This is a genomic window from Methylophilus sp. 42 (assembly GCF_000384155.1).
Taxonomy (GTDB): domain Bacteria; phylum Pseudomonadota; class Gammaproteobacteria; order Burkholderiales; family Methylophilaceae; genus Methylophilus.
Genome location: NZ_KB913031.1, coordinates 1,838,225 through 1,859,767, shown reverse-complemented (window position 1 = coordinate 1,859,767; position 21,543 = coordinate 1,838,225). Strand labels below are relative to the sequence as shown.

Genomic DNA, 21,543 nt, shown 5'->3' with positions numbered 1-21,543 from the left:
CGAGCTTTCGGTTGTGGTTAAACCATCAGCATATCGACAAACTGATTGACTGAAGTGGCTTCCAGTTTGGCCTGGTCCTGACACAGAGCTAGAATCTCGGCTTGTCTGGCTGAATCAAAACGGCGCGCCAGGTTGACTTGGAATTTCTTCACCAGCTCCGGGATGCCCTCGCCACGGCGACGGCGGTGGCCAATCGGATATTCCACGGCAATATTGCTGGACTGCGTACCATCTTTAAAGAAAATCTGGATGGCGTTGGCAATCGAGCGTTTTTCCGGGTCGAGGTAGTCACGTGTGTATTCTGACTTCTCTACACAGGTCATTTTGTCACGCAGGGCATCAATGCGTGGGTCGGCTGCTGCGGCATCTTCGTAGTCCAGCGCCGTCAAACTGCCTTTGAGCAAGCCCACGGCGGCCATATACTGAATACAGTGATCGCGGTCGGCCGGGTTATTCATCGGGCCGGTTTTATCAATAATGCGAATTGCCGACTCATGGGTGGTGATGATGATTTTCTCAATATTGGCGATATCTTCCAGCGTTTGCAGGCGATTACCGACTTCTTTGTTTAACTGGAATGCAGATTCCACCGCGGTTTGTGCATGGAACTCGGCCGGGAAAGAGATTTTGAACAATACCTGCTCCATGACATAGCTACCGTATGGGCGCTGGAATTTGAAGGCATTGCCTTTAAACAGGACATCGTAGAAGCCCCAGGTCTTGGCCGTGAGTGCGCTTGGGTAACCCATTTCGCCTTGCAACGTCATCCAGGCCAGGCGCACCGCACGTGAGGTGGCATCGCCAGCCGCCCAGGACTTACGTGAACCGGTATTCGGGCTATGACGGTAGGTACGCAAACTTTGGCCATCAACAAAGGCGTTAGACACGGCATTGATAATGTCTTGCTTATTACCACCCAATAATTTGGTCACCACGGCGGTTGAAGCGATTTTAACTAGGATCACGTGGTCTAGGCCCACACGGTTAAAACTGTTTTCCAGTGCCAGCACGCCTTGAATTTCATGCGCCTTAATCATGGCGGTCAGTACGTCTTTCATCGTCAGTGCCGGCTTGCCTTCAGCCACGTGTTTGCGTGACATATAGTCGGCAGAAGCCAGGATGCCGCCCAGGTTATCAGAAGGGTGGCCCCATTCTGCCGCCAGCCAGGTATCGTTAAAATCCAGCCAGCGGATCATGGCGCCGATGTTAAAGGCCGCCAGGATCGGGTCCAGCTGATAAGAGGTGCCTGGCACTTTGGCGCCATTCGGCACCACTGTCCCGGCAATCACCGGCCCCAGTAGTTTGGTGCAAGCCGGGTAATCCAGGGCTTCGAAGCCACAGCCCAAGGTATCCATCAGGCAGTTACGGGCGGTGTCATAGGCCTCAGTCGAGCTGATTTCAAAATCTGCCACGTAATTGGCAATATCAACGATTACCTGATCCGGGTCTGGACGGACGTTAGAGATATGGGCGGACATTTTTATACCTTTATCAATGTGTTAAAAACGAATCACTGCGTTATCTTAAAGCCTGAATTTAGGCGCACCTTGGGTCTGATGCTTGCTATTTCAAAGCATTAGGCAGGGTTCAGGGTGCGGTTAAATTGAGGGCTAACGCTGGTTAATGGGTACAAACGGTCTGTTATCCGGGCCGTTGTACTCTGCATTCGGACGGATAATTTTGTTGTCTATACGTTGCTCAATGGCATGAGCTACCCAACCGGTGGTACGTGAAATCACAAAAATAGGCGTGAACATGCCGGTTGGAATGCCCATCATGTGATAGCTGGAGGCGCTGTACCAATCCAGGTTGGGGAACATTTTTTTCTCACGCCACATGGTTTCTTCAATGCGGGCAGAAATATCAAACAATGACATATTGCCTGCATCTTGGCAGAGTGATTTGCTGACAGCTTTAATCGACTCATTGCGGGGGTCGGCGATGGTATAGACCGGATGGCCAAAGCCAATAATGATTTCCTTGCGTGCCATACGCGCCATGATGTCAGACTCTGCCTCATCCGCTGTTTTGTAGCGCTCGATAATCTCCATCGCCGCTTCGTTGGCGCCACCATGTTTGGGGCCACGCAGGGCGCCAATAGCCCCCGTAATGCAGGAGTACAAGTCAGACAGAGTGCCGGCAATCACGCGTGAGGTGAAAGTCGATGCGTTAAACTCATGCTCGGCATACAGCACCAGTGAAGTATTCATGGCTTTGATATGTAGTTCGGATGGCTTTTTGCCATGCAGAATATGCAGGAAATGTGCGGCGATGGAATCGTCATCGGTTTCTACCTCAATCCGCACACCACGGTGGCTAAACTGGTACCAGTAAATGAGGATGGAGCCAAAACAGGCAATTAATCGATCACCTAATGCCTGTGCGCCCGCCGTATTGCGGTCAATGGCTTCTGGCTCCAATGTGCCCAACATTGAACAACCCGTGCGCATCACATCCATAGGGTGCGCATTGGCAGGAATCTGTTCCAGTACGGCTTTAAGTGCACTGGGCAGGCCGCGTAGCTTTTTGAGCTTTTGGTGATAAGCGGTGAGCTGTGGTTGGGTGGGCAGCTCGCCGTGTATCAGCAAATAAGCGACTTCTTCGAACGTCGCATGTGTTGCCAGTTCGATGATATCGTAACCACGGTAATGCAAGTCATTACCGCTATGGCCCACGGTACAAATGGCCGTGGTGCCGGCAGCCACACCTGCCAGCGCCACGCCTTTTTTGCGTTTTGGGGCTTCGGTGGCTGGAATAGTTGGATCAGTGGTGGTGTTCATAACTAACCTCCTTGTTTCTGGTCGCGTGTGTTGATTATTTATACAGCGCGTCTAGTTTCTGTTCAAAAGCGTGATAACCCAGGTGCTCATACAAGTCGGCACGCGTTTGCATCAGGTCCAATACATTCTTTTGTGTGCCATCCTTACGCACACCCTCATAGACCCTGAGTGCCGCCTGGTTCATGGCGCGGAAGGCTGACAACGGATACAGCACCATGCCGACTCCGGCAGTGGCCAGTTCGTCTACTGTAAATAAAGGCGTGGAGCCGAACTCGGTAATGTTCGCCAGCACAGGCACTTTGACCGCATCGACAAACTGCTGGTACATGTCCAGGTCTGTCATCGCTTCCGGGAAAATCATGTCGGCGCCAGCTTCAACACAGGCACAGGCGCGGTCTATGGCGGATTGCAAACCTTCTACCGCCAGCGCATCGGTGCGCGCCATAACGACAAAGTCATCATCAGGTTTGGCATCCACTGCAGCTTTGACGCGGTCTACCATTTCGTCCAGGCTGACAATCGCTTTATTGGGGCGATGGCCGCAGCGTTTGGCACTGACCTGGTCTTCAATATGCACGGCCGCTGCACCCGCTTTGGCAACACTTTTAATTGTGCGCGCAATGTTGAAGGCGCCGCCAAAACCGGTATCGATATCGACCAGCAATGGCGTATCGACGGCATCGGTAATCCGGCGCACATCGACCAATACATCTTCAAGGCCAGAAATGCCTAAATCTGGCAGCCCCAAGGAGCCTGCAGCAACGCCACCACCGGACAAGTAAATGGCTTTAAACCCGGATTGTGTGGCCAGCATGGCGTGATAGGCATTGATGGCACCGATAATCTGTAATGGTTTTTCTGCGGCCAGTGCGGCGCGGAAACGCGCGCCTGCTGTTGTGATTTGTTGCATATTTAAACCCTTATCTTTAAGCCACAGAGAACACAGAGGTCTCAGAGAGATACATCAAGCTGAATAAAAAATGTCTCAGATTTTCTCTGTGTGCTCTGTGATCTCTGTGGCTAAGTATTAAAAGAAGGCGTGTTCAGCATCTTCCGGCATGGCAACACCGGTTTGCTTGGCTTTTTGCAGCACTTCCCAGAAATAACGATAGGTGGCACGGTCATGCAACTCGCCCGCATACTGAATTGGCCCCCAATCGGCCGTTTGTGCTGCCAGCAGGATATTGGCGGCGTCTGTCACTTCGTCAAAATTAGGTTTCATGGCATCGACAATGGCCTGAATCTGCGTCGGATAGATGCTCCACATACGCATAAAACCGAATTCGTTACGCGCGCGATACGCATCGCTGTAAGTGACTTCTACATTTTTCAGGTCTAGCGTCACGTTGTGCGCAGGCACCACGCCATTGGCCAGCGCGGCAGAGACGACTTCGGTCTTGGCGCGTGCCAGCAACCGGTGGTCAAACTGGCCGGGGCTGCGCATGGCTGCGGCGGGGATAGCGCCGTGGTGGGCGCTGACAAAGTCCATCAGGCCGAAATCCAGCACCTGTAACCACGGCAGTTGTGCAATTTCATGTACCTGTCTGAGTGCGCCATGCGTTTCAATCAGGATATGTACCGGAATCTCACGGCGAATGCCGTGTTGCTTCGCGACTTGCTGAATATAGGTGATCATTTCACGGGCTTGGGCGATATCGGTACATTTAGGAATCGTGATATAGCTCAGCACTTCACCCGCGCCGCCGACCAGAATGTCGATATCCTTTTTCCAGTGCGGGTGCGTGTAGTCATGAATACGTGCCCCGGCCATTTTGTATTTATTGGCTTCGGAATTCAGTATGCGGACGATCATTTCTGCATGTGCTTGTTCCTGGCCGCTGGCGGCGCCATCTTCACAATCACAGGTAATATCAAATACCGGGCCGACACCATTAGGCGTGGCCGGGTCTTGGAGTGACAAGGCTTTCAGGATCAACTTTTCGCTACCGGCAAAATGTTCACAAGCCGGAATCACCGGAAACGGCTTTTCACCGCCAAAAAGTGCCTGATTTGGATGAACAGCCATGTTTAGTTTCCTTTGCGTGGAATAAGAACGGTATAGTCGAGATCGAGTACCACGTGCGGGTGATAGCCCTGCGTGGTTTTGATGTTTTCCAGGGTAGCTGGCGGCATATTTTTGACGCCGACCATGCGTAAGCGTAATGCGCCTAACTCAGGATGGGGCAGGGCCCATTTATCCAATACCTTGGTCAGGCAATAAATGGTGTCACCCGAATAACTTGGATTGGCATGGGTGCCACCGTTAATCGCCAGGATGGAAATGGCGTTTTCCAGTCCTTCATAACTGAGGGCACGACAGGCCGAAATCACTACGCCGCCGTATACCAGGCACTGGCCCTGCGGTGTGCTTTTCATCAGGTGCGCATCAAAGTGCAGGCGCGCATTGTTCTGATATAGGTGCGTGGCCATGGTATGGTCACTTTCATTGATGGTCAGGCCAGAAGGGTGGCGCATGCATTCACCCACTTCGTAATCGTCCCACCAGTATTGACCAGCTGTGGCTGTGCCCAGGCTATTATTTAGCTTGAAGTGGGCTGGCACGGCTAATGATTCAGGGCTGACAAATTCCGGCAGCTCAGGAATGACAGTGTCCGGCGCTGGCGCCTCCTGGTTTTTCTTGTGCACCATCACCCAGCGTACCCAGCTGAGTACCGGTTGCTGTTGCTGGTTAACCGTGGTTGAGCGCACCCAGACCACGCCATTTTTGCCGTTGGAATTCTGTTTTAGGCCGATGACTTCACTGGCGGTCGTCAGCGTGTCGCCCACGTATACGGGCTGGATAAACCGTACATCAGCATAGCCGAGATTGGCGACGGCATTGACTGAGATATCTGGGACGGTCTTGCCAAAAGCAATATGAAACGCCAGCAGGTCATCAATCGGCATCTGCGGGTAACCCAGCGACTGTGCCAGCGGCGTGCTGCAATGTAGGGGGTTGCGTGCGCCCGTTAGCGCAATATACAGCGCCGTGTCACCTGTCGTGATGGTGCGCGGCGTGGCGTGCTGGATGGTTTCACCCAGTACAAAATGTTCGAAAAAACGTCCGGTGTTGATTTTTGTGCTCATTTTCAACTCCTTTATATAAACTCTTCTTCCAGCTCGGCAATGGCCTCTGCCAGTTGAATCAAGCGTTGTGCGGCTTTGATGTGGTGATGTTCGACCAGTTTGTCATTCACCACCACCGTGCCGCGCCCACCCTCGTTGGCTTCTTTGAGGGCTTTGATAATCAGCCGCGCATGTTCGACTTCTGCGCGTTGCGGCGTATACGCGTCATTGCAATAAGCAATTTGCGCCGGATGCACCAGCGATTTGCCATCCATGCCGATGTCTCGGCCTATGCGACAGGCATATTCAAACGAATGCATGTTTTTGAAATCTGAAGTAATACCATCAATCACGCCTTTGCCGTAAGCGCGTGCGGCCAGCACCACCAGGGATAATGAGGTCAGGATGGCTGAACGTTCGTGCGTCACACGTGCGTGCAGTTGTGAAATCAGGTCTGAGGTTGCCATCACCATACAGATGATGCGGTCTGAAGCTGCGGCAATTTCCTTGGCATTCAATACGGCCAGTGGACTTTCTATCATGACCATCATGGGTACATTTTTGCCGCCAGCCTCATCTAATAACTGCTGCGCCTGCAATACATCTTCGCGTGATTCTATATTAGGAAACAAAATGGCATCTGCACCAATATTAGCCACCGCTTGAATGTCGTCATGGCCCCAGATGGAGTGCAAGTCATTGACGCGCACTACGACTTCTCTTTTACCGTAGCCACCTTGCTGCACCGCATTCACTACGTTGTGGCGGGATTGAATTTTGGCATCCACCAGAATAGGGTCGCCCAGGTCCAGAATGACAGAGTCTGCCGCGAGTGAGCGAGCACGTTCCAGGTAATGTTGATTACAGCCAGGAACATATAGCATCGAGCGTCTGGGTCTGAGTGCATATGACATGGGTTTTCCTTTGTTACGGCAAGAAATTAGATTCATTATTCATGAATAAAAAAACTGTGTCAACAAATATCTTATGTCTTATATAAGATATAAAATAGTGGACAATAAAAAAGCGCTGTGATATAAATTAAAAACCTTGTTTCAGGTGCAATTGATGGTGCCAATCATGAATGGAGTCGAATCTATGGATAAGCAGTTAGGGTCGCCGAGTTACCGGCCGCTGTATGACCAAATTAAAGTGCTGATCACGCAAAGCCTGATCGGTGGGGAGTGGCGCCCCGGAGATATGATTCCCAGCGAAATTGACCTGGCGCAGCGGTTTAAAGTCAGTCAGGGCACTGTGCGCAAGGCGATTGATAGCCTGGCGACAGAAAATATCCTGATTCGGCGCCAGGGCAAAGGTACTTTTGTTGCTACGCACAACCAGGATGACGTCAAGCTGCGTTTCTTGCGTCTGACTGCAGAAAATGGCCAGAAAGAAATGCTGCAGAATGAGTTTATCTCCTGCATTAAAGGTAAAGCCAGCGTGCATATCGGCAAGGTGCTGGAAATGAAAGCAGGCGCAACCACGATTGATGTGAAGCGTTTGCTGACGTTCTCGGGCCGCCCTCTGATTTATGACCACATTATTGTGCCTGCCGCACCATTTAAAGGCTTGAACCGCGCCAAGGTAGAAGAGAGCAATGGCTCCATGTACAGCATGTATGAATCACAGTTTGGTGTGCGCATGATCCGGGCTGAAGAGCGTATTAAAGCGGTCGCGGCGGATGCGGAAGTGGCCAAGGCTTTGGGCTTGAAAGAAGGGTATCCGCTGCTGAGTATAGAGCGCGTGTCATTTACTTATGGCGATAAGCCGATGGAGTGGCGTTTGGGATTGTGTCTGACTGACGATCACCACTATATGAGCGAACTGGAATGATTGAAAAATCTTCATCAGCGGCGTTGGGCTGCGTTTGCCGTGCCATATGCACTGTCTGCGCTTGTCCGCCTTGCTGCTGAAGTTTTTGAATCATTCAAGAGAATAGAAAACCCAAGGAGAAGTCATGGACGATTTAAAGCAACGCGCGCTGGATTACCACCAGTTTCCCAAGCCAGGGAAGCTGAGCGTGGAATCGTCCAAGCCTTGTGCCACGCAACAGGATTTATCGCTTGCTTATACGCCGGGTGTGGCCGAGCCAGTGCGTGAAATCGAGGCAGATCCGGCCAATGCGTATAAATACACCAATAAAGGTAATCTGGTGGCAGTGATTACCGATGGTACTGCGGTGCTGGGTTTAGGCAATGTGGGGGCGCTGGCAGGCAAGCCAGTCATGGAAGGCAAGGGTGTATTGTTCAAGCGCTTTGCGGATATTGACGTGTTTGATATTGAAGTCAATGCCGCGACGCCGGACGAGTTTATCCAGACTGTGGTGAATATTGCGCCGACGTTTGGCGGCATCAATCTTGAAGATATTGCTGCGCCGCACTGTTTTTATATTGAAAATGAATTAAAGAAACGTCTGGATATCCCGGTATTTCATGATGATCAGCATGGCACGGCCGTGATTGTGGCAGCCGCTTTGTTGAATGCGCTTGATCTCCAAGGCAAAACGTTGCCCCGCGCCAAAATTGTGTTTTTAGGCGCGGGTGCAGCGGGTTGTTCCTGCGCCAAGCTGCTCAAGTTAATGGGCGCCACCAACATCACCATGGTCGATCGCAAAGGGGTGCTCGATCACAGCCGCGACGATTTACATGATAACAACCGCGCGTTGGCGATTGAGGTTGGCAATATCAAAACGCTGGCAGATGCCATGCAAGGGGCGGATGTATTTATTGGCGTCTCGGCTAAAAATGGTTTGCCACCAGAACTGGTGCCACTGATGGCCGCGAGCCCGGTCATTTTTGCCCTGGCCAATCCTGATCCTGAAATCCTGCCCAGCCAGGTATTTGCCTTGCGTGATGACGTGATTATGGCGACTGGCCGCAGTGATTTCCCTAACCAGGTCAATAATGCCTTGTGTTTTCCTTACTTGTTCCGTGGTGCACTGGACGCACAGGCAAAACAGATTACCGAGCAGATGAAAGTGGCTGCTGCCAAAGCGCTGAGCCAGTTGGCGCGTGAGCCTGTACCGCAACAGGTACTGGAAGCGTATCAGTTGCCGTCTTTGTCGTTTGGTAAAGACTACATTATCCCCAAACCTTTTGATCCACGTTTGATGGAATACGTGGCTGGCGCCGTGGCGCGTGCGGCCAATGCAGGTGAGTAAGAGTTATTTAGCATGATGGTAAAGAAGCAAAAAAAACAGCGGCCCAAGAATCTGGATTTATTCACGATCCGCTTGCCGGTGAATGCGGTGGTGTCGATTCTGCACCGCGCCAGCGGGGTAGTGTTGTTTCTGATCCAGCCGCTGTTGTTATGGACCTTGTATTTATCCTTGTCCAGCGCGCAAGGCTATGCCGCCGTGGCTAAGCAATTCCAGCAATGGCCGGTGAAGTTACTGATCACCGCCTTGGCCTGTGCTTTCTTCCATCATTTTTATGCGGGCATTCGTCACCTGGCCATGGATGTGCACTGGATGACGACGTTACAAAAAGCACGCTTTTCCAGCCGGGTGGTGTTGTGGCTGGTGGCAGTCACCATGGTGTTTGTGATCTGGGTGATTTGGGTGAGAGGCTAGCATGTTGTTTGAGTTACTGACGGCCAAATATCCAGGCATGCGTCGCTGGCTGACACAGCGCTTGTGTGCACTGTCGATGGCGGTTGTTTTGCTGCTGCTATGGTTGCGAGTGATGTGCTTGTCGCCACAGGATTACAGCGAGTGGCAGGCCTTGTTTGCACCGCTGTGGTGGCGTCTGCTCTCGGTGTGGTTTTTTGCTTGCATGCTGTTACATGCCTGGTTAGGCGTACGTGATGTGTTGCGCGATTACGTGCCGCATTTAGGCATCCGGGCCGTGCTGCAATGGCTGGTGAATTTCGCAGTATGGGGCAATGCCATAGCGGTGATATGGATTTTATTTGGAATGAATTTTTAAGGTGAGTGGCATGGCTGGTGTAACTAATATGACAGGTGCAAGCAATATCCAGCATCATCAGGTGGATGCCGTCATTATTGGCGGTGGCGGTGCTGGCTTGCGTGCCGCGCTGCAACTGGCTGAGTCGGGTGCAGATGTTGCTGTCCTGTCCAAAGTATTTCCGACGCGCTCACATACCGTGGCGGCGCAAGGTGGTATTGCGGCAGCGCTGGGTAATGTGTCTGATGACAATTGGTTGTGGCATATGTACGACACCATCAAAGGCTCGGACTACCTCGGTGATCAGGATGCGATTGAGTTTATGTGCCGCAATGCAGCCAAAGCCATTATTGAGCTGGAGCACTTTGGCATGCCGTTTGACCGTCTGGAAAACGGCCGTATCTTCCAGCGTCCGTTTGGTGGCATGACCCGCAATTTCGGCGAAAAACCGATTTCACGCACCTGTGCTGTGGCTGACCGTACTGGACATGCCATGTTGCACACGCTGTATCAGCGCAACGTGCAAGCCAATACCCAATTTCTGATCGAGTGGTTTGCATTGGACCTGATTCGTGATGCGGACGGCGATGTGCTGGGGGTGATTGCCCTGGAAATTGAAACCGGTGATATTCATGTCATCCATGCCAAGGCCACAATGTTGGCGACGGGTGGCGGTGGCCGTATTTTCCAGGCCAGTACCAATGCTTATATCAATACTGGTGATGGCCTAGGCATGGCCGCACGCGCCGGCCTGCCACTGCAAGATATGGAGTTCTGGCAGTTTCACCCGACCGGTGTATTGAATGCCGGGGTGCTGATTACTGAAGGCGTGCGTGGTGAAGGCGGTTACCTGGTCAATAGTGAGGGTGAGCGCTTTATGGAGCGTTATGCGCCCAGCGCCAAAGACCTGGCCAGCCGCGACGTAGTGTCGCGCGCCATGGCGACGGAAATTAAAGAAGGCCGTGGCATTGGCAAACATAAAGATGCGGTGTACCTGAAGCTGGACCATTTGGGCGAGGACATTATCAGCAAGCGTCTGCCCGGCATCCGCGAAATCGCTAAAACCTTTGCCGGGGTTGATCCTACGAATCATCCTATTCCGGTGGTGCCGACGGCGCATTACATGATGGGTGGTATTCCAACCAACCTCGATGGCCAGGTGGTCGTGCATGATGGCCAGACCGAGCGCGTGGTGAATGGTTTGTATGCGGTGGGGGAGTGTGCCTGTGTGTCTGTGCACGGGGCCAATCGTTTGGGCTCGAACTCTTTGCTCGACCTGGTGGTATTCGGTAAAGCCGCGGGTGACAAAATGGCAATCGATATCGCCGCCAGCAAAGCGCATAAACCATTACCAGCGCATGTTGCTGATGCCACGCTGGCACGTGTAAACCGGCTGGAAGGTGATGGTCACGGTGAGAGAGTGGCCGAGGTTGGTCTGGCCATGCGCCAAACCATGCAAAAGCACTGCGGTGTGTTCCGCTTCCCCGAGTTACTGGAAGAGGGCGTCAGTGCGATTCAGCAAGTTGCCCAACAAGCACAGCACTTAAGAATTACCGACAAAAGCAAAGTCTTTAATACCGCGCGCGTCGAAGCGTTGGAATTGGATAACCTGATGCAAGTGGCACTGGCCACCATGCAAGCCGCGCATGCCCGCCAGGAGAGCCGTGGTGCCCATGCACGCGAAGACTATCCTGACCGTGACGATGCCAACTGGCTCAGCCATTCGCTGTATTTTGCCCACGAGCAAAAACTGGCTTACAAGCCCGTGCGCCTGCAACCATTGACCGTAGAAACATTTGAGTTAAAGAAAAGGGTGTATTGATATGCGTTTTTCCATCTACCGCTTTAACCCTGATGTCGACAAAAAACCCTATATGCAGGACTACGACGTCACGCTGGAAGACAGCGACCAGATGTTGCTGGATGCCTTGATACGGATTAAAGAACTGGATGAGTCGCTGAGCATGCGTAAATCCTGTCGTGAAGGCGTGTGCGGCAGTGATGCCATGAACATTAATGGTAAAAATGGTTTGGCCTGTATCACCAAACTCAGTGAGTTACAGGAGCCTGTAGTATTGCGTCCCATGCCTGGTTTGCCTGTGATTCGCGACCTGGTCGTCGATATGACGCAGTTCTTTGATAATTACCACTCAGTGATGCCATATTTGCAAAACCATGATACGCCGCCAGACACCGAACGTCTGCAAAGCCCGGAAGACCGTGCCAAGCTGGATGGTTTGTATGAGTGTATTTTGTGCGGCGCCTGTACCACCTCCTGCCCGAGCTTTTGGTGGAATCCAGACAAGTTTGTCGGCCCGGCTGGCCTGATGCAGGCCTATCGCTTTATTGCCGATAGCCGCGACCAGGAACAGGATGCACGCCTGGAAAACCTGGAAGATCCATATCGTTTGTATCGCTGCCACAACATTATGAACTGTACTGATGTGTGCCCGAAAAAACTCAATCCGAATGCGGCGATTGCGGCGATTAAAGATCTCAAGATTGAAAAGGCCAAGGCGCATAGCGAAGCCAAGTCTGGCAAAAATGGGCCTGGCAAGAAGATCTTTGGTATCAAGGTGTTATAGGAGCGACGTATGTTGAATGCTGAGATTTTACGGGAAGCAGAGCAGCGGCGCCTGGCCTGGCGTTGCCGCCGTGGCATGCTGGAGCTGGATATTGTGTTGCAACGTTTTGTCAGCGAACACTTTAGCGGACTGACTCTGGCGGAAATGGAGCAATTGGATACCTTGCTCGAGCTGCCAGACAACGTGTTCTGGGATTTGATCCAGGGTGTGAATCCGCAACCCGCGACAACACAGTCCGCTGCCATCCTTGAAAAATTAAGAGCAAGCCGGCCCACGGCAGAACAGGAAACCGCATGAGTCAGCACATGGGAGAAGAGCCAATTGCACTGGATGCCAGCGCATTGGGAGATTACTGGCCAGGGATACAGTTGTATTACCCACCGGTGAAATATGCGCCCAGCCTGGGCATTTATGAAGACATGGAGCAGGCGGCCAACCGCATGGTCAAACATGCGCATTTCACCAATGCCCATACGCTGATTTTTGACCTGGAAGATGGCTGTCGTCAGAAAGAAATGAGCCGTACCTTGCTGCGCCAGGAGTTGCCCAAGCTGCGCAAGGTGAATGAACGCGTGACCATTGCCATCCGTGCCAACTCTTTCCGTACCGACGAGTATGAAGAGGATATGAAGCTGGTGCGCGATATGGGCGAGTATATCGACGTTGTCATGCTGGCTAAGGCCGGTGAGTCCTACGGTGCGGCTGAGGTGCGCGACCTGTCCAGCTTTTTGCTCAGTATCAATCCGCATATCACCATACAGCCGATTATCGAGCACCCGAAGTCGCTCAAAATCGCACCGGAGTTGATGCAATACGACACGGTTAAACACGTGGTGTTTGGTATTCATGACTTCTCCAAAGCGCTGGGCATACATATCACGCCCGAGCACTGGATTGAAGAGTTGTTTTACTTTATCAACCAGTTGATTTTTGAAGCCAGGATCGCCGGTAAAGGCGTGATTGGCGGCGTGGAAACCCTGATAGGCAGCAACATCATGCCGGACAAATTCGTCGAACCACATGATGTACGCCGCTGGCTGGACTTGCATGGCGATAACGAGTCGCGCGTGGTGTACAAGCACGCCTGCCAGGAGGCTGCCATGGGGCTGACCGGCAAGCAGGTGATTCACCCCGGCCATATTCATTTGTGCAAAACCGCATACACACCGTCACCGACTGAAATTAACCAGAAAGTGGCGATTTTGAAAGCGGCGATTGAAGCGGATGCCTTGCTCGGTGGTGCGATCAAGTTTGAGGGTGAAATGCTGGATCCACCCATGTTTGGTAAAGCCTTGCAGACGCTGTTGCGCGCACATGCCTTGCGCACCTTAAAAGTGAGTGACATGGAGTTTGCATTGCATGTATTGCAGTTGATGCCGGCGCAAGTAGTGCGACAAAACTGGCCCTACGGCATCTTGTTATAGATCAATGGCTGCGCGGGCGAATCACTGCGTTGCGCGGTACTCGAAATCCTCATGTACTTTAAGTACATTCCGGTTTCTGTGTTCCGTGCGCCTTGTGCTTCATCCCGCTCGCGTATTGATACGCGTATTGAAAGATTTAAAAAAAGCATTTTCAAAAGAAATGCAAAATCAGCATCGCATAAACCATGCATGCACAGAGCGAATGGAAAGGTTTGAACATGACACAGTTGGCCCCTTATCCACAATGGCAATGGGAAATCCCTGAATTTTTCAATATCGGGGTGGCGTGTAGTGATCGCCACTTGGGCACGCCAAAAGCCGATGAAATTGCCATGATTGTGGAAGATGACACCTTTGGTACCAGTACTATCACCTTTTCCGAGCTGGCAGCCAGGACGGATCGCTTTGCCCAGGTGTTGCGTGAGCTGGGTGTGCTGCCGGGTGACCGTGTCCTGATTCGTTTACCTAACAGCCTGGATTATCCGACTGCTTTTTTAGGCACGATGAAAACCGGTGCGATTTCGGTGCCGACTTCAACATTGTTGACTGCGGAAGAGGTGGCTTACCTGGCCAAGGATTCAGGTGCCGTGGTGCTTGTTACCGATGCCGCTGCCTGGGCGGGTATGTCTGCCAAGATGCAGCAGAATATCTCGCAAACGCCTAATCTGAGACACATTGTACTAACGCAACTGCAAGGCGATGTTGAAGATTCAACGGTGTTTAACGTATTGTCACTAGAGGCTGCATTGGCTGCCGTGCAGCAGCTTGCGCCTGCGTATGCTACGCGTGGTGAAGATGCCGCCTACCTGGTCTATACCTCCGGTACGACCGGCTATCCCAAAGGTGTATTACATGCGCACCGCGCGTTGCTGGGTCGCCAAACGGCTGCGCAATACTGGTTTAACTATAGCGACACTGCCCAAGACCGTATCATGCATTCCGGCAAGTTTAACTGGACCTATGTGCTGGGTACTGGCCTGATGGATCCCTTGTACCTGGGTAAAACGGTGATTGTGCATGAAGGTAAAAACGATGCGCAAAAATGGCTGGAGTTGATTGCGAAACATGGGGCGACCATTTTTATCGGTGTGCCAACGATTTACCGTCAGCTGCTGCAAAAAACCAAGGCTACCCAGGTGGATATTCCCAGCGTGCGTCATTTTATGAGTGCCGGTGAGCATTTGTCCGACGAAGTGCTGACGCAATGGCGTGAGCGATTTGGCTTGGATATTTATGAAGCCGTGGGCATGAGTGAGTTTTCTTACTATCTGTCGCAAAGCGTTTTCCGGCCCATTCGTGCCGGTTCGGCGGGCTTTCCACAGCCTGGCCATGACATTGAATTATTGAACCCTGAAACACTAGAGCCCGTGGCGGAGGGTGAGGAGGGGATGATTTGCGTTCCTGATACCGACCCTGGCTTGTTTCTGAATTACTGGAACCTGCCCGAAGAAACCGCCAAATATAAACACGATGGCTATTTCTTTACCGGCGACTATGCCAAATACGATGCAGATGGCTATATCTGGTTCCTGGGCCGCAAGGATGACATTATCAAGAGTTTTGGCTATCGCGTGTCGCCGTACGAGATTGAGCGCGTGTATAAAGGCCACCCAGCCGTGGCAGATTGTGCGGCTGTGGGCGAAGAGCTTGAAAAAGACAAATTGCTGGTGGTGATTTATGTCATCCCCAAACCGGATGCTGAGATTGCGCCGGAAGAACTGATGGCGTTTGGCAAACAGCACCTGGCCGCTTACAAGGCGCCTAAAACTGTGTATCTGGCCAAAGAGTTTCCACGCACCAAAAATGGTAAAATCTTGCGTAAAGATGTAAGCCCCGCCATTGCCTATTTAAAAAGCAATGCCCGTTGAAAGATGCCGCGTTAAAGAACAGACAATGGCCCTGATTAAAACCCAAGACTTTATCGAGAGTGTTGCTGATGCCCTGCAATATATCTCCTATTACCACCCGGAAGACTATATCCAGGCGTTGGCGGCTGCCTATGAAAAAGAAGCCTCTCCTGCCGCCAAAGATGCCATTGCTCAAATTCTGACTAATTCGCGTATGTGCGCCGAGGGTAAGCGTCCCTTGTGTCAGGACACCGGTATTGTGGTGGCGTTTATCAAAGTGGGGATGCAGGCACGCTTTGAAGGTGATATGACGGTTGAAGAGATGGTTAACGAAGGCGTGCGCCGTGCGTATTTGCATCCTGACAATATGCTGCGCGCGTCTATCGTGAATGACCCGGCCGGGGGGCGTAAGAATACCAAAGACAATACTCCCGCCATTACGCATATAGAAATGGTGGCAGGTGACAAGGTTGAGGTACAAGTGGCGGCCAAAGGTGGCGGCTCTGAAAATAAATCGAAACTGGCGATGCTCAATCCTAACGAAAGCATTGTCGATTGGGTGCTGGAAGTGGTGCCAGAAATGGGCGCAGGCTGGTGCCCGCCCGGTATGCTGGGCATCGGTATCGGTGGTAGCGCTGAAAAAGCCATGTTGTTGGCCAAAGAGTCACTGATGGCGTCGATTGACATTCAGGAGTTGCAGGCACGCGGTGCACAAAACCGCATTGAAGAGCTGCGGCTGGAGCTATATGAAAAGGTCAATCAATTAGGCATTGGGGCGCAAGGCCTGGGCGGCCTGACCACCGTGCTCGATGTGAAGATTCTTGATTATCCGACGCATGCAGCCAGTCTGCCGGTGGCGATTATTCCTAATTGCGCGGCAACGCGCCACGTGCACTTTACGCTGGATGGCTCTGGTGTGGCTGAACTGACACCACCGAATCCTGATGTGTATCCAGACGTACATTGGGCGCCGAGCCCACAAGCCAAACGCGTGAACCTGGAAACCGTCACGCGTGCAGAAACACAGGCCTGGAAAACCGGCGATACCTTGTTACTGACCGGTAAAATCCTGACTGGCCGTGATGCTGCGCACAAACGTATCCAGACCATGTTAGCCAACGGTGAGCCCTTACCCGTTGATTTTACTAATAAATTTATTTATTACGTGGGTCCGGTTGATGCCGTGCGTGACGAAGCCGTTGGCCCTGCTGGCCCCACCACGGCGACGCGCATGGATAGCTACACCGATATGATGCTGAACACCGGTTTACTGGGCTCTATCGGTAAAGCCGAGCGGGGTGAAGAAGCCTTGGTCGAGATCGCCAAGCACAAATCGGTTTACCTGATGGCGGTGGGTGGCGCGGCTTATCTGGTGAGCAAGGCGATTAAAAAGTCACGTGTATTGGCTTTTGAGGAATTAGGTATGGAAGCCATCTATGAGTTTGAGGTGGTGGATATGCCGGTGACGGTGGCGGTGAGTGCAGATGGGGAATCTGTGCACCAGACCGGGCCGGCACAATGGAAAAAAACCATTGCTTTACACGCAGTGTAAATAGCGGGCCTGCAATGTGAGCGACATCACTGAGGCCGGGCACGAATTGGGGAAATATACGTCATACTACTAAGCGTCATTATGGAGTGAGTATGATAAAAATAAACACTGGGGTAATTTGGTTCATAGCCGGGTTGGCAGTAGGTATTAGTTTGCCTGCGCATGCCGAATCCGCCCTGGAGTATTTTACCGATAGCACTGGCCGTTATAGCGGGCCAACGCTGGAAGACCAGGTGGCATTGATGGATAGTGATCACAACGGATTTGCCGATGTGTTTGAAGTGCGTGCCTATCTGGAAAAACAGCACGGCAAGGGTTATCAAAAAGAATTACTGGATAAATGGGAATCGTCTGCTTACGGAAAAAGTTGCAGTACGCCATTTGCCAAAGAGTTATATGGAGACAGTAACCGCTGACAAGATAGCAAAGGCATGAAGCAGTGTTGTTTTGTTGCTGTTGGCGGCGGTCATTTTGATCAATTGCCGGAATGTTACAAGCAGTTAACATTCTGGTGAATGGACTGGATTATAATCAAGCGAGAAGAATCCTCGCGGCCTGTGGTTAACACCAGCCCATTCCCCGACTTTAAGTTTTATTGATAGAGCCTACATCATGTTACAAGCATACGAAACCCACGTAAAAGAGCGCGCTGCGCAAAACCTGCCTCCATTGCCCCTGAATGCGGAACAAGTCGCTGCATTGGTTGAACTGTTGAAAGCCCCGCCTGCGGGCCAGGAGGCTTTACTTGTCGATTTGCTACAAAACCGTATTCCGGCGGGGGTTGACCAGGCTGCTTATGTGAAAGCCGCTTTTCTGGCCGATATTGCCAACAGCAAGGCCATTTCCCCATTGGTCAGCGCTGAAAGAGCGGTTGAATTGCTAGGCACCATGCTTGGTGGTTACAACGTGCAGGCATTGGTTGCTTTGCTGGACACACCGATGGCCGCCCATGCCGTGACAGCGCTGTCGACGACGATTTTGATGTTTGACGCGTTTCATGACGTCGACGCCAAGATGAAGGCGGGTAATGCGCATGCCAAAAAACTGATCGAATCCTGGGCAGCTGCCGAGTGGTTCACCAGTAAACCTGCGCTGGCAGAAGCCATTAAAGTGGTGGTGTTCAAGCTGGATGGCGAAACCAACACCGATGACCTGAGCCCGGCACAAGACGCCTGGAGCCGCCCGGATATTCCATTGCATGCGAAAGCCATGTTGATTAACCGCATGGCCGATGGTTTGACGACGATTGAAAGCCTGAAGCAAAAAGGCTTGCCATTAGCCTATGTCGGTGATGTGGTTGGTACCGGTTCTTCACGTAAATCGGCGATCAACTCTGTGCAATGGTGGATGGGCGACGATATTCCATTTATCCCTAACAAACGTACCGGCGGTGTGGTGATTGGCAACAAAATCGCGCCCATTTTCTTTAATACCGCTGAAGACTCCGGGTCTTTGCCGATTCAGTGTGATGTTTCCAAGCTGAACACGGGGGATGTCATCGTGATCAAGCCTTTTGAAGGCAAGGTCTTGTCAGAAGCCGGGGAAGTGCTGGCTACGTTTGAAATGAATCCAGTGACCCTGGCCGATGAAGTACGTGCCGGTGGTCGTATCCCGCTGATTATTGGCCGTGGCCTGACTGCCAATGCACGTAAGGCATTGGGTTTGGGCGACACGGATACCTTTATCAAATCTATCCCGGCGAAAGATACCGGCAAGGGTTACACGCTGGCACAAAAAATGGTGGGTCGCGCCTGTGGTTTGCCTGAGGGCTTTGGCGTGCGCCCAGGCACTTACTGCGAGCCAAAGGCAACGACAGTCGGTTCACAGGACACCACTGGCGGCATGACGCGTGACGAGTTGAAAGAGCTGGCTTGTCTGGGCTTCAGTGCCGACCTGGTGATGCAGAGTTTCTGCCATACGGCTGCGTACCCAAAACCAGTGGATATTAAATTGCAACATGAGTTGCCTGAGTTTATGTCTAGCCGTGGTGGTGTGAGCCTGCGTGCTGGTGACGGCGTGATCCATTCCTGGCTAAACCGCCTGGTGTTGCCGGATACGGTGGGTACGGGCGGTGACTCGCATACCCGCTTCCCGATTGGTATCAGTTTCCCTGCTGGCTCCGGATTGGTTGCATTTGCTGCGGCAACCGGTGCCATGCCGCTGGATATGCCAGAATCAGTCCTGGTACGTTTTAAAGGCGAAATGCAGCCTGGTATCACCTTGCGTGACCTGGTCAACGCCATTCCTTATGCGGCGATCCAGGAGGGTACGCTGACGGTGGGCAAACAGGGCAAGAAAAACGTGTTTAACGGCCGTGTGCTCGAAATTGAAGGCTTGCCAGACCTGAAGGTTGAACAGGCGTTTGAACTGGCAGATGCCTCAGCCGAGCGTTCTGCCAATGGTTGTACCGTGCTGTTGAACAAAGAGCCAGTGATTGAGTTCCTCAATTCCAATATCGTGCTGATGCAGAATATGATCGAGAATGGTTATGCCGATGCACGCACATTGGAGCGTCGTATCGCCAGCATGAAAGCCTGGCTGGAAAAACCGGAACTGTTGCAGCCGGATGCGGATGCCGAGTATGCACACGTGATTGAAATTGATCTTGCAGATATTAAAGAGCCACTGGTCGCTTGCCCGAATGACCCGGATGATATCAAGCCATTGACCGCAGTGGTCGGTGACAAAATTGACGAAGTGTTTATCGGTAGCTGTATGACTAATATTGGCCATTATCGCGCGGCAGGTAAAGTGCTGGAAGGCGCCGGTGGTATCCCAACCCGTTTGTGGATTGCGCCACCTACTCGTATGGACGAGGCGCAACTACGTGCCGAAGGCGTGTACTCAACCTTTGGTGTGGCAGGCGCACGGACTGAAGTGCCAGGCTGCTCGTTGTGTATGGGTAACCAAGCACGTGTGGCTGACAAGGCGACAGTATTCTCAACCTCTACGCGTAACTTTGATAACCGTATGGGTAAAGATGCGCGCGTGTATCTGGGCTCTGCCGAGCTGGCAGCCGTGTGCGCCAAGTTGGGCCGCATGCCTACGGTGCAAGAATACCTGGACACCCTGGGTAGCAAACTGACCAATACGGCGGAGATTTACAAATACCTCAACTTTAACCAGATGACCCAATATGCAGGCTCTTTGGAGAATGTGAAGAAAGTCATTCCGATTAAAGAAACCGCCTAACAGTTAATGGTTTAAGACACAAGTAAAGGGAGCATTCGCTCCCTTTGTTGTTTTTAAGGCAGGACATATCCTTGCAACTGTAAAACCTGAGAGCCTCCCTCACCGCGACCTTCTGTTTTGATTATGATGTACTGGCTGACGTCAACGATTCGATGTACATGCACGTCAATACCACTGATTCAATTCAACAGATTTTTAATGTCCAAGGAGAAACTCATGAAACCGTTCGAACAAGGGTTGGTTAATTATCAACAACGTTTACTGTCACATGATTACGGTCAGGTATTTTGCCGTTTTGATGCAGAGCAACAGGCGTTATGGAGCTATATACATCAACCTCAGCGCATTCCGTGCATCAATCATGAGTTACTCATGAACTTGCATCAGCACCATGCGGATATCCAGCGCAGTGGTGGCTATGTCCAGACAGACAGCGAGACAGTACTGCCGATCCGTTACTCTGTGTTTGCGTCAGCCACACCGGGCTATTTCAATATGGGCGGTGACTTGCAGAAAATGGCTGCCGCTATCCGCTTGCAAGACCGGGCGCAATTGCAGGCCTATGCGAAGCTGAGTATTGATGTGGTTGCACAGCGCGCATTCCGTTTCCAGCTGGACCATGTGACCAAAATCTCGCTGCTGCAAGGTGAAGTGCTAGGCGCCGGTATTGAGGCGGCCATGACCAGTGATGTACTTATCGCTGAAAAGCAATCCGTGTTCTGCTTTCCTGAGCTATTTTTCAACATGATTCCTGGCATGGGTGCTTATAGCTTTATTGCACGCAAGGCAGGCATGGCGGTGGCCGATAAAATGATTCTGGGTTGCGAGCGTTACACGGCTGAAGAATGCCTGCAAATGGGCCTGATTGACATCGTGGTTGAAGAGGGCGAGGGTGAGCAGGCCGTGCAAGACTTTATTCACAAAAACAATAAGCGCGCAGAAGGCTTTTTGTCTGCGCAAAAGGCCAAGGCCAGAATCAATCCTTTAACCTACGACGAGCTTAAGGATATTGTCGATGTATGGGTAGAAAATGCCTTACGCCTGACTGAGCGTGATCTCAAAGTGATGGATAGGTTTTATCGCGCGCAGTCACGTTTGTTCCCAAATGAAGCGCTTGCTAGTGAGGTTGCACCACAACAGCCGCTGGTGTTACCAACAGATCATCATATCGCAGTGAATCAGTAGTGTGCAG

19 protein-coding genes are annotated in these 21,543 nt (G+C 51.9%); 13 read left to right on the top strand and 6 right to left on the bottom strand.

Features of this window, described 5'->3' with window-relative positions:
* Nucleotides 1-17 precede the first annotated feature (17 nt).
* The 6 genes from MET42_RS0109050 to MET42_RS0109025 all read right to left on the bottom strand — a co-directional run bounded on the left by MET42_RS0109050 (nucleotide 18) and on the right by MET42_RS0109025 (nucleotide 6,760).
* On the bottom strand, nucleotides 18-1,478 hold the full coding sequence (locus MET42_RS0109050) for a bifunctional 2-methylcitrate dehydratase/aconitate hydratase (protein WP_019882595.1): 1,461 nt from the start codon (nucleotides 1,476-1,478) through the stop codon (nucleotides 18-20).
* Between the two features lie 132 nt (nucleotides 1,479-1,610).
* Complete coding sequence (gene prpC / locus MET42_RS0109045; RefSeq protein WP_019882594.1) at nucleotides 1,611-2,780, bottom strand: 2-methylcitrate synthase; 1,170 nt, start codon at nucleotides 2,778-2,780, stop codon at nucleotides 1,611-1,613.
* A 34-nt stretch (nucleotides 2,781-2,814) separates the two neighbouring features.
* A complete protein-coding gene (gene prpB / locus MET42_RS0109040; protein WP_019882593.1) occupies nucleotides 2,815-3,690 on the bottom strand; it encodes a methylisocitrate lyase in 876 nt (291 codons plus the stop codon).
* Nucleotides 3,691-3,807: 117 nt separating this feature from the next.
* A complete protein-coding gene (locus tag MET42_RS0109035; RefSeq protein WP_019882592.1) occupies nucleotides 3,808-4,806 on the bottom strand; it encodes a CoA ester lyase in 999 nt (332 codons plus the stop codon).
* A 2-nt stretch (nucleotides 4,807-4,808) separates the two neighbouring features.
* The gene (locus MET42_RS0109030) at nucleotides 4,809-5,867 is read right to left on the bottom strand and encodes a MaoC family dehydratase (protein WP_019882591.1); all 1,059 of its coding nucleotides are present in this window, start codon (nucleotides 5,865-5,867) and stop codon (nucleotides 4,809-4,811) included.
* Nucleotides 5,868-5,878: 11 nt separating this feature from the next.
* Complete coding sequence (locus tag MET42_RS0109025) at nucleotides 5,879-6,760, bottom strand: CoA ester lyase (protein ID WP_019882590.1); 882 nt, start codon at nucleotides 6,758-6,760, stop codon at nucleotides 5,879-5,881.
* 184 nt (nucleotides 6,761-6,944) lie between these two features.
* Between MET42_RS0109025 and MET42_RS0109020 the strand changes: the two genes are divergently transcribed.
* The 13 genes from MET42_RS0109020 to MET42_RS0108960 all read left to right on the top strand — a co-directional run bounded on the left by MET42_RS0109020 (nucleotide 6,945) and on the right by MET42_RS0108960 (nucleotide 21,536).
* Nucleotides 6,945-7,679 carry a GntR family transcriptional regulator gene (locus tag MET42_RS0109020; RefSeq protein WP_019882589.1) on the top strand — a complete coding sequence of 245 codons (735 nt, stop codon included), beginning with the start codon at nucleotides 6,945-6,947 and terminating at the stop codon, nucleotides 7,677-7,679.
* 124 nt (nucleotides 7,680-7,803) lie between these two features.
* Entirely contained in the window at nucleotides 7,804-9,006 is a 1,203-nt protein-coding gene (locus MET42_RS0109015; RefSeq protein WP_019882588.1) for a malic enzyme-like NAD(P)-binding protein, read from the top strand.
* A 12-nt stretch (nucleotides 9,007-9,018) separates the two neighbouring features.
* Nucleotides 9,019-9,417: a succinate dehydrogenase, cytochrome b556 subunit gene (sdhC, locus tag MET42_RS0109010; RefSeq protein ID WP_019882587.1), complete on the top strand. Its 399-nt coding sequence runs from the start codon at nucleotides 9,019-9,021 to the stop codon at nucleotides 9,415-9,417.
* 1 nt (nucleotide 9,418) lies between these two features.
* Entirely contained in the window at nucleotides 9,419-9,772 is a 354-nt protein-coding gene (gene sdhD, locus MET42_RS0109005) for a succinate dehydrogenase, hydrophobic membrane anchor protein (RefSeq protein WP_019882586.1), read from the top strand.
* Nucleotides 9,773-9,782: 10 nt separating this feature from the next.
* On the top strand, nucleotides 9,783-11,573 hold the full coding sequence (gene sdhA / locus MET42_RS0109000) for a succinate dehydrogenase flavoprotein subunit (protein ID WP_019882585.1): 1,791 nt from the start codon (nucleotides 9,783-9,785) through the stop codon (nucleotides 11,571-11,573).
* Between the two features lies 1 nt (nucleotide 11,574).
* Nucleotides 11,575-12,336, top strand: a complete 762-nt coding sequence (locus MET42_RS0108995) for a succinate dehydrogenase iron-sulfur subunit (RefSeq protein ID WP_019882584.1) — start codon at nucleotides 11,575-11,577, stop codon at nucleotides 12,334-12,336.
* A 9-nt stretch (nucleotides 12,337-12,345) separates the two neighbouring features.
* Nucleotides 12,346-12,633 (top strand): succinate dehydrogenase assembly factor 2, encoded by a 288-nt coding sequence (locus MET42_RS0108990; RefSeq protein WP_019882583.1) that lies wholly within the window; start codon nucleotides 12,346-12,348, stop codon nucleotides 12,631-12,633.
* Complete coding sequence (locus MET42_RS0108985) at nucleotides 12,630-13,760, top strand: CoA ester lyase (RefSeq protein WP_019882582.1); 1,131 nt, start codon at nucleotides 12,630-12,632, stop codon at nucleotides 13,758-13,760. Before MET42_RS0108990 ends, MET42_RS0108985 begins: the two co-directional genes overlap by 4 nt.
* A 218-nt stretch (nucleotides 13,761-13,978) precedes the next feature.
* Complete coding sequence (locus MET42_RS0108980) at nucleotides 13,979-15,628, top strand: acyl-CoA synthetase (RefSeq protein ID WP_029512387.1); 1,650 nt, start codon at nucleotides 13,979-13,981, stop codon at nucleotides 15,626-15,628.
* Nucleotides 15,629-15,653: 25 nt separating this feature from the next.
* Complete coding sequence (locus MET42_RS0108975; RefSeq protein ID WP_019882580.1) at nucleotides 15,654-17,159, top strand: fumarate hydratase; 1,506 nt, start codon at nucleotides 15,654-15,656, stop codon at nucleotides 17,157-17,159.
* 134 nt (nucleotides 17,160-17,293) lie between these two features.
* Nucleotides 17,294-17,575, top strand: a complete 282-nt coding sequence (locus tag MET42_RS0108970; protein WP_232411426.1) for a hypothetical protein — start codon at nucleotides 17,294-17,296, stop codon at nucleotides 17,573-17,575.
* 196 nt (nucleotides 17,576-17,771) lie between these two features.
* Nucleotides 17,772-20,351 carry a bifunctional aconitate hydratase 2/2-methylisocitrate dehydratase gene (acnB, locus tag MET42_RS0108965; RefSeq protein ID WP_019882578.1) on the top strand — a complete coding sequence of 860 codons (2,580 nt, stop codon included), beginning with the start codon at nucleotides 17,772-17,774 and terminating at the stop codon, nucleotides 20,349-20,351.
* 216 nt (nucleotides 20,352-20,567) lie between these two features.
* Entirely contained in the window at nucleotides 20,568-21,536 is a 969-nt protein-coding gene (locus tag MET42_RS0108960; RefSeq protein ID WP_019882577.1) for a crotonase/enoyl-CoA hydratase family protein, read from the top strand.
* Nucleotides 21,537-21,543: the final 7 nt, after the last annotated feature.

Bases quoted from the DNA above. Each gene is read 5' to 3' on its own strand.
- MET42_RS0108985 (WP_019882582.1), top strand. From the start codon at position 12,630: ATGAGTCAGCACATGGGAGAAGAGCCAATTGCACTGGATGCCAGCGCA.
- MET42_RS0109020 (WP_019882589.1), top strand. From the start codon at position 6,945: ATGGATAAGCAGTTAGGGTCGCCGAGTTACCGGCCGCTGTATGACCAA.
- MET42_RS0108975 (WP_019882580.1), top strand. From the start codon at position 15,654: ATGGCCCTGATTAAAACCCAAGACTTTATCGAGAGTGTTGCTGATGCC.
- sdhD (WP_019882586.1), top strand. From the start codon at position 9,419: ATGTTGTTTGAGTTACTGACGGCCAAATATCCAGGCATGCGTCGCTGG.
- MET42_RS0109030 (WP_019882591.1), bottom strand. From the start codon at position 5,867: ATGAGCACAAAAATCAACACCGGACGTTTTTTCGAACATTTTGTACTG.
- MET42_RS0108960 (WP_019882577.1), top strand. From the start codon at position 20,568: ATGAAACCGTTCGAACAAGGGTTGGTTAATTATCAACAACGTTTACTG.
- acnB (WP_019882578.1), top strand. From the start codon at position 17,772: ATGTTACAAGCATACGAAACCCACGTAAAAGAGCGCGCTGCGCAAAAC.
- MET42_RS0109035 (WP_019882592.1), bottom strand. From the start codon at position 4,806: ATGGCTGTTCATCCAAATCAGGCACTTTTTGGCGGTGAAAAGCCGTTT.
- prpB (WP_019882593.1), bottom strand. From the start codon at position 3,690: ATGCAACAAATCACAACAGCAGGCGCGCGTTTCCGCGCCGCACTGGCC.
- prpC (WP_019882594.1), bottom strand. From the start codon at position 2,780: ATGAACACCACCACTGATCCAACTATTCCAGCCACCGAAGCCCCAAAA.
- MET42_RS0108980 (WP_029512387.1), top strand. From the start codon at position 13,979: ATGACACAGTTGGCCCCTTATCCACAATGGCAATGGGAAATCCCTGAA.
- sdhA (WP_019882585.1), top strand. From the start codon at position 9,783: ATGGCTGGTGTAACTAATATGACAGGTGCAAGCAATATCCAGCATCAT.
- MET42_RS0109025 (WP_019882590.1), bottom strand. From the start codon at position 6,760: ATGTCATATGCACTCAGACCCAGACGCTCGATGCTATATGTTCCTGGC.
- MET42_RS0109050 (WP_019882595.1), bottom strand. From the start codon at position 1,478: ATGTCCGCCCATATCTCTAACGTCCGTCCAGACCCGGATCAGGTAATC.
- sdhC (WP_019882587.1), top strand. From the start codon at position 9,019: ATGATGGTAAAGAAGCAAAAAAAACAGCGGCCCAAGAATCTGGATTTA.
- MET42_RS0108990 (WP_019882583.1), top strand. From the start codon at position 12,346: ATGTTGAATGCTGAGATTTTACGGGAAGCAGAGCAGCGGCGCCTGGCC.
- MET42_RS0109015 (WP_019882588.1), top strand. From the start codon at position 7,804: ATGGACGATTTAAAGCAACGCGCGCTGGATTACCACCAGTTTCCCAAG.
- MET42_RS0108995 (WP_019882584.1), top strand. From the start codon at position 11,575: ATGCGTTTTTCCATCTACCGCTTTAACCCTGATGTCGACAAAAAACCC.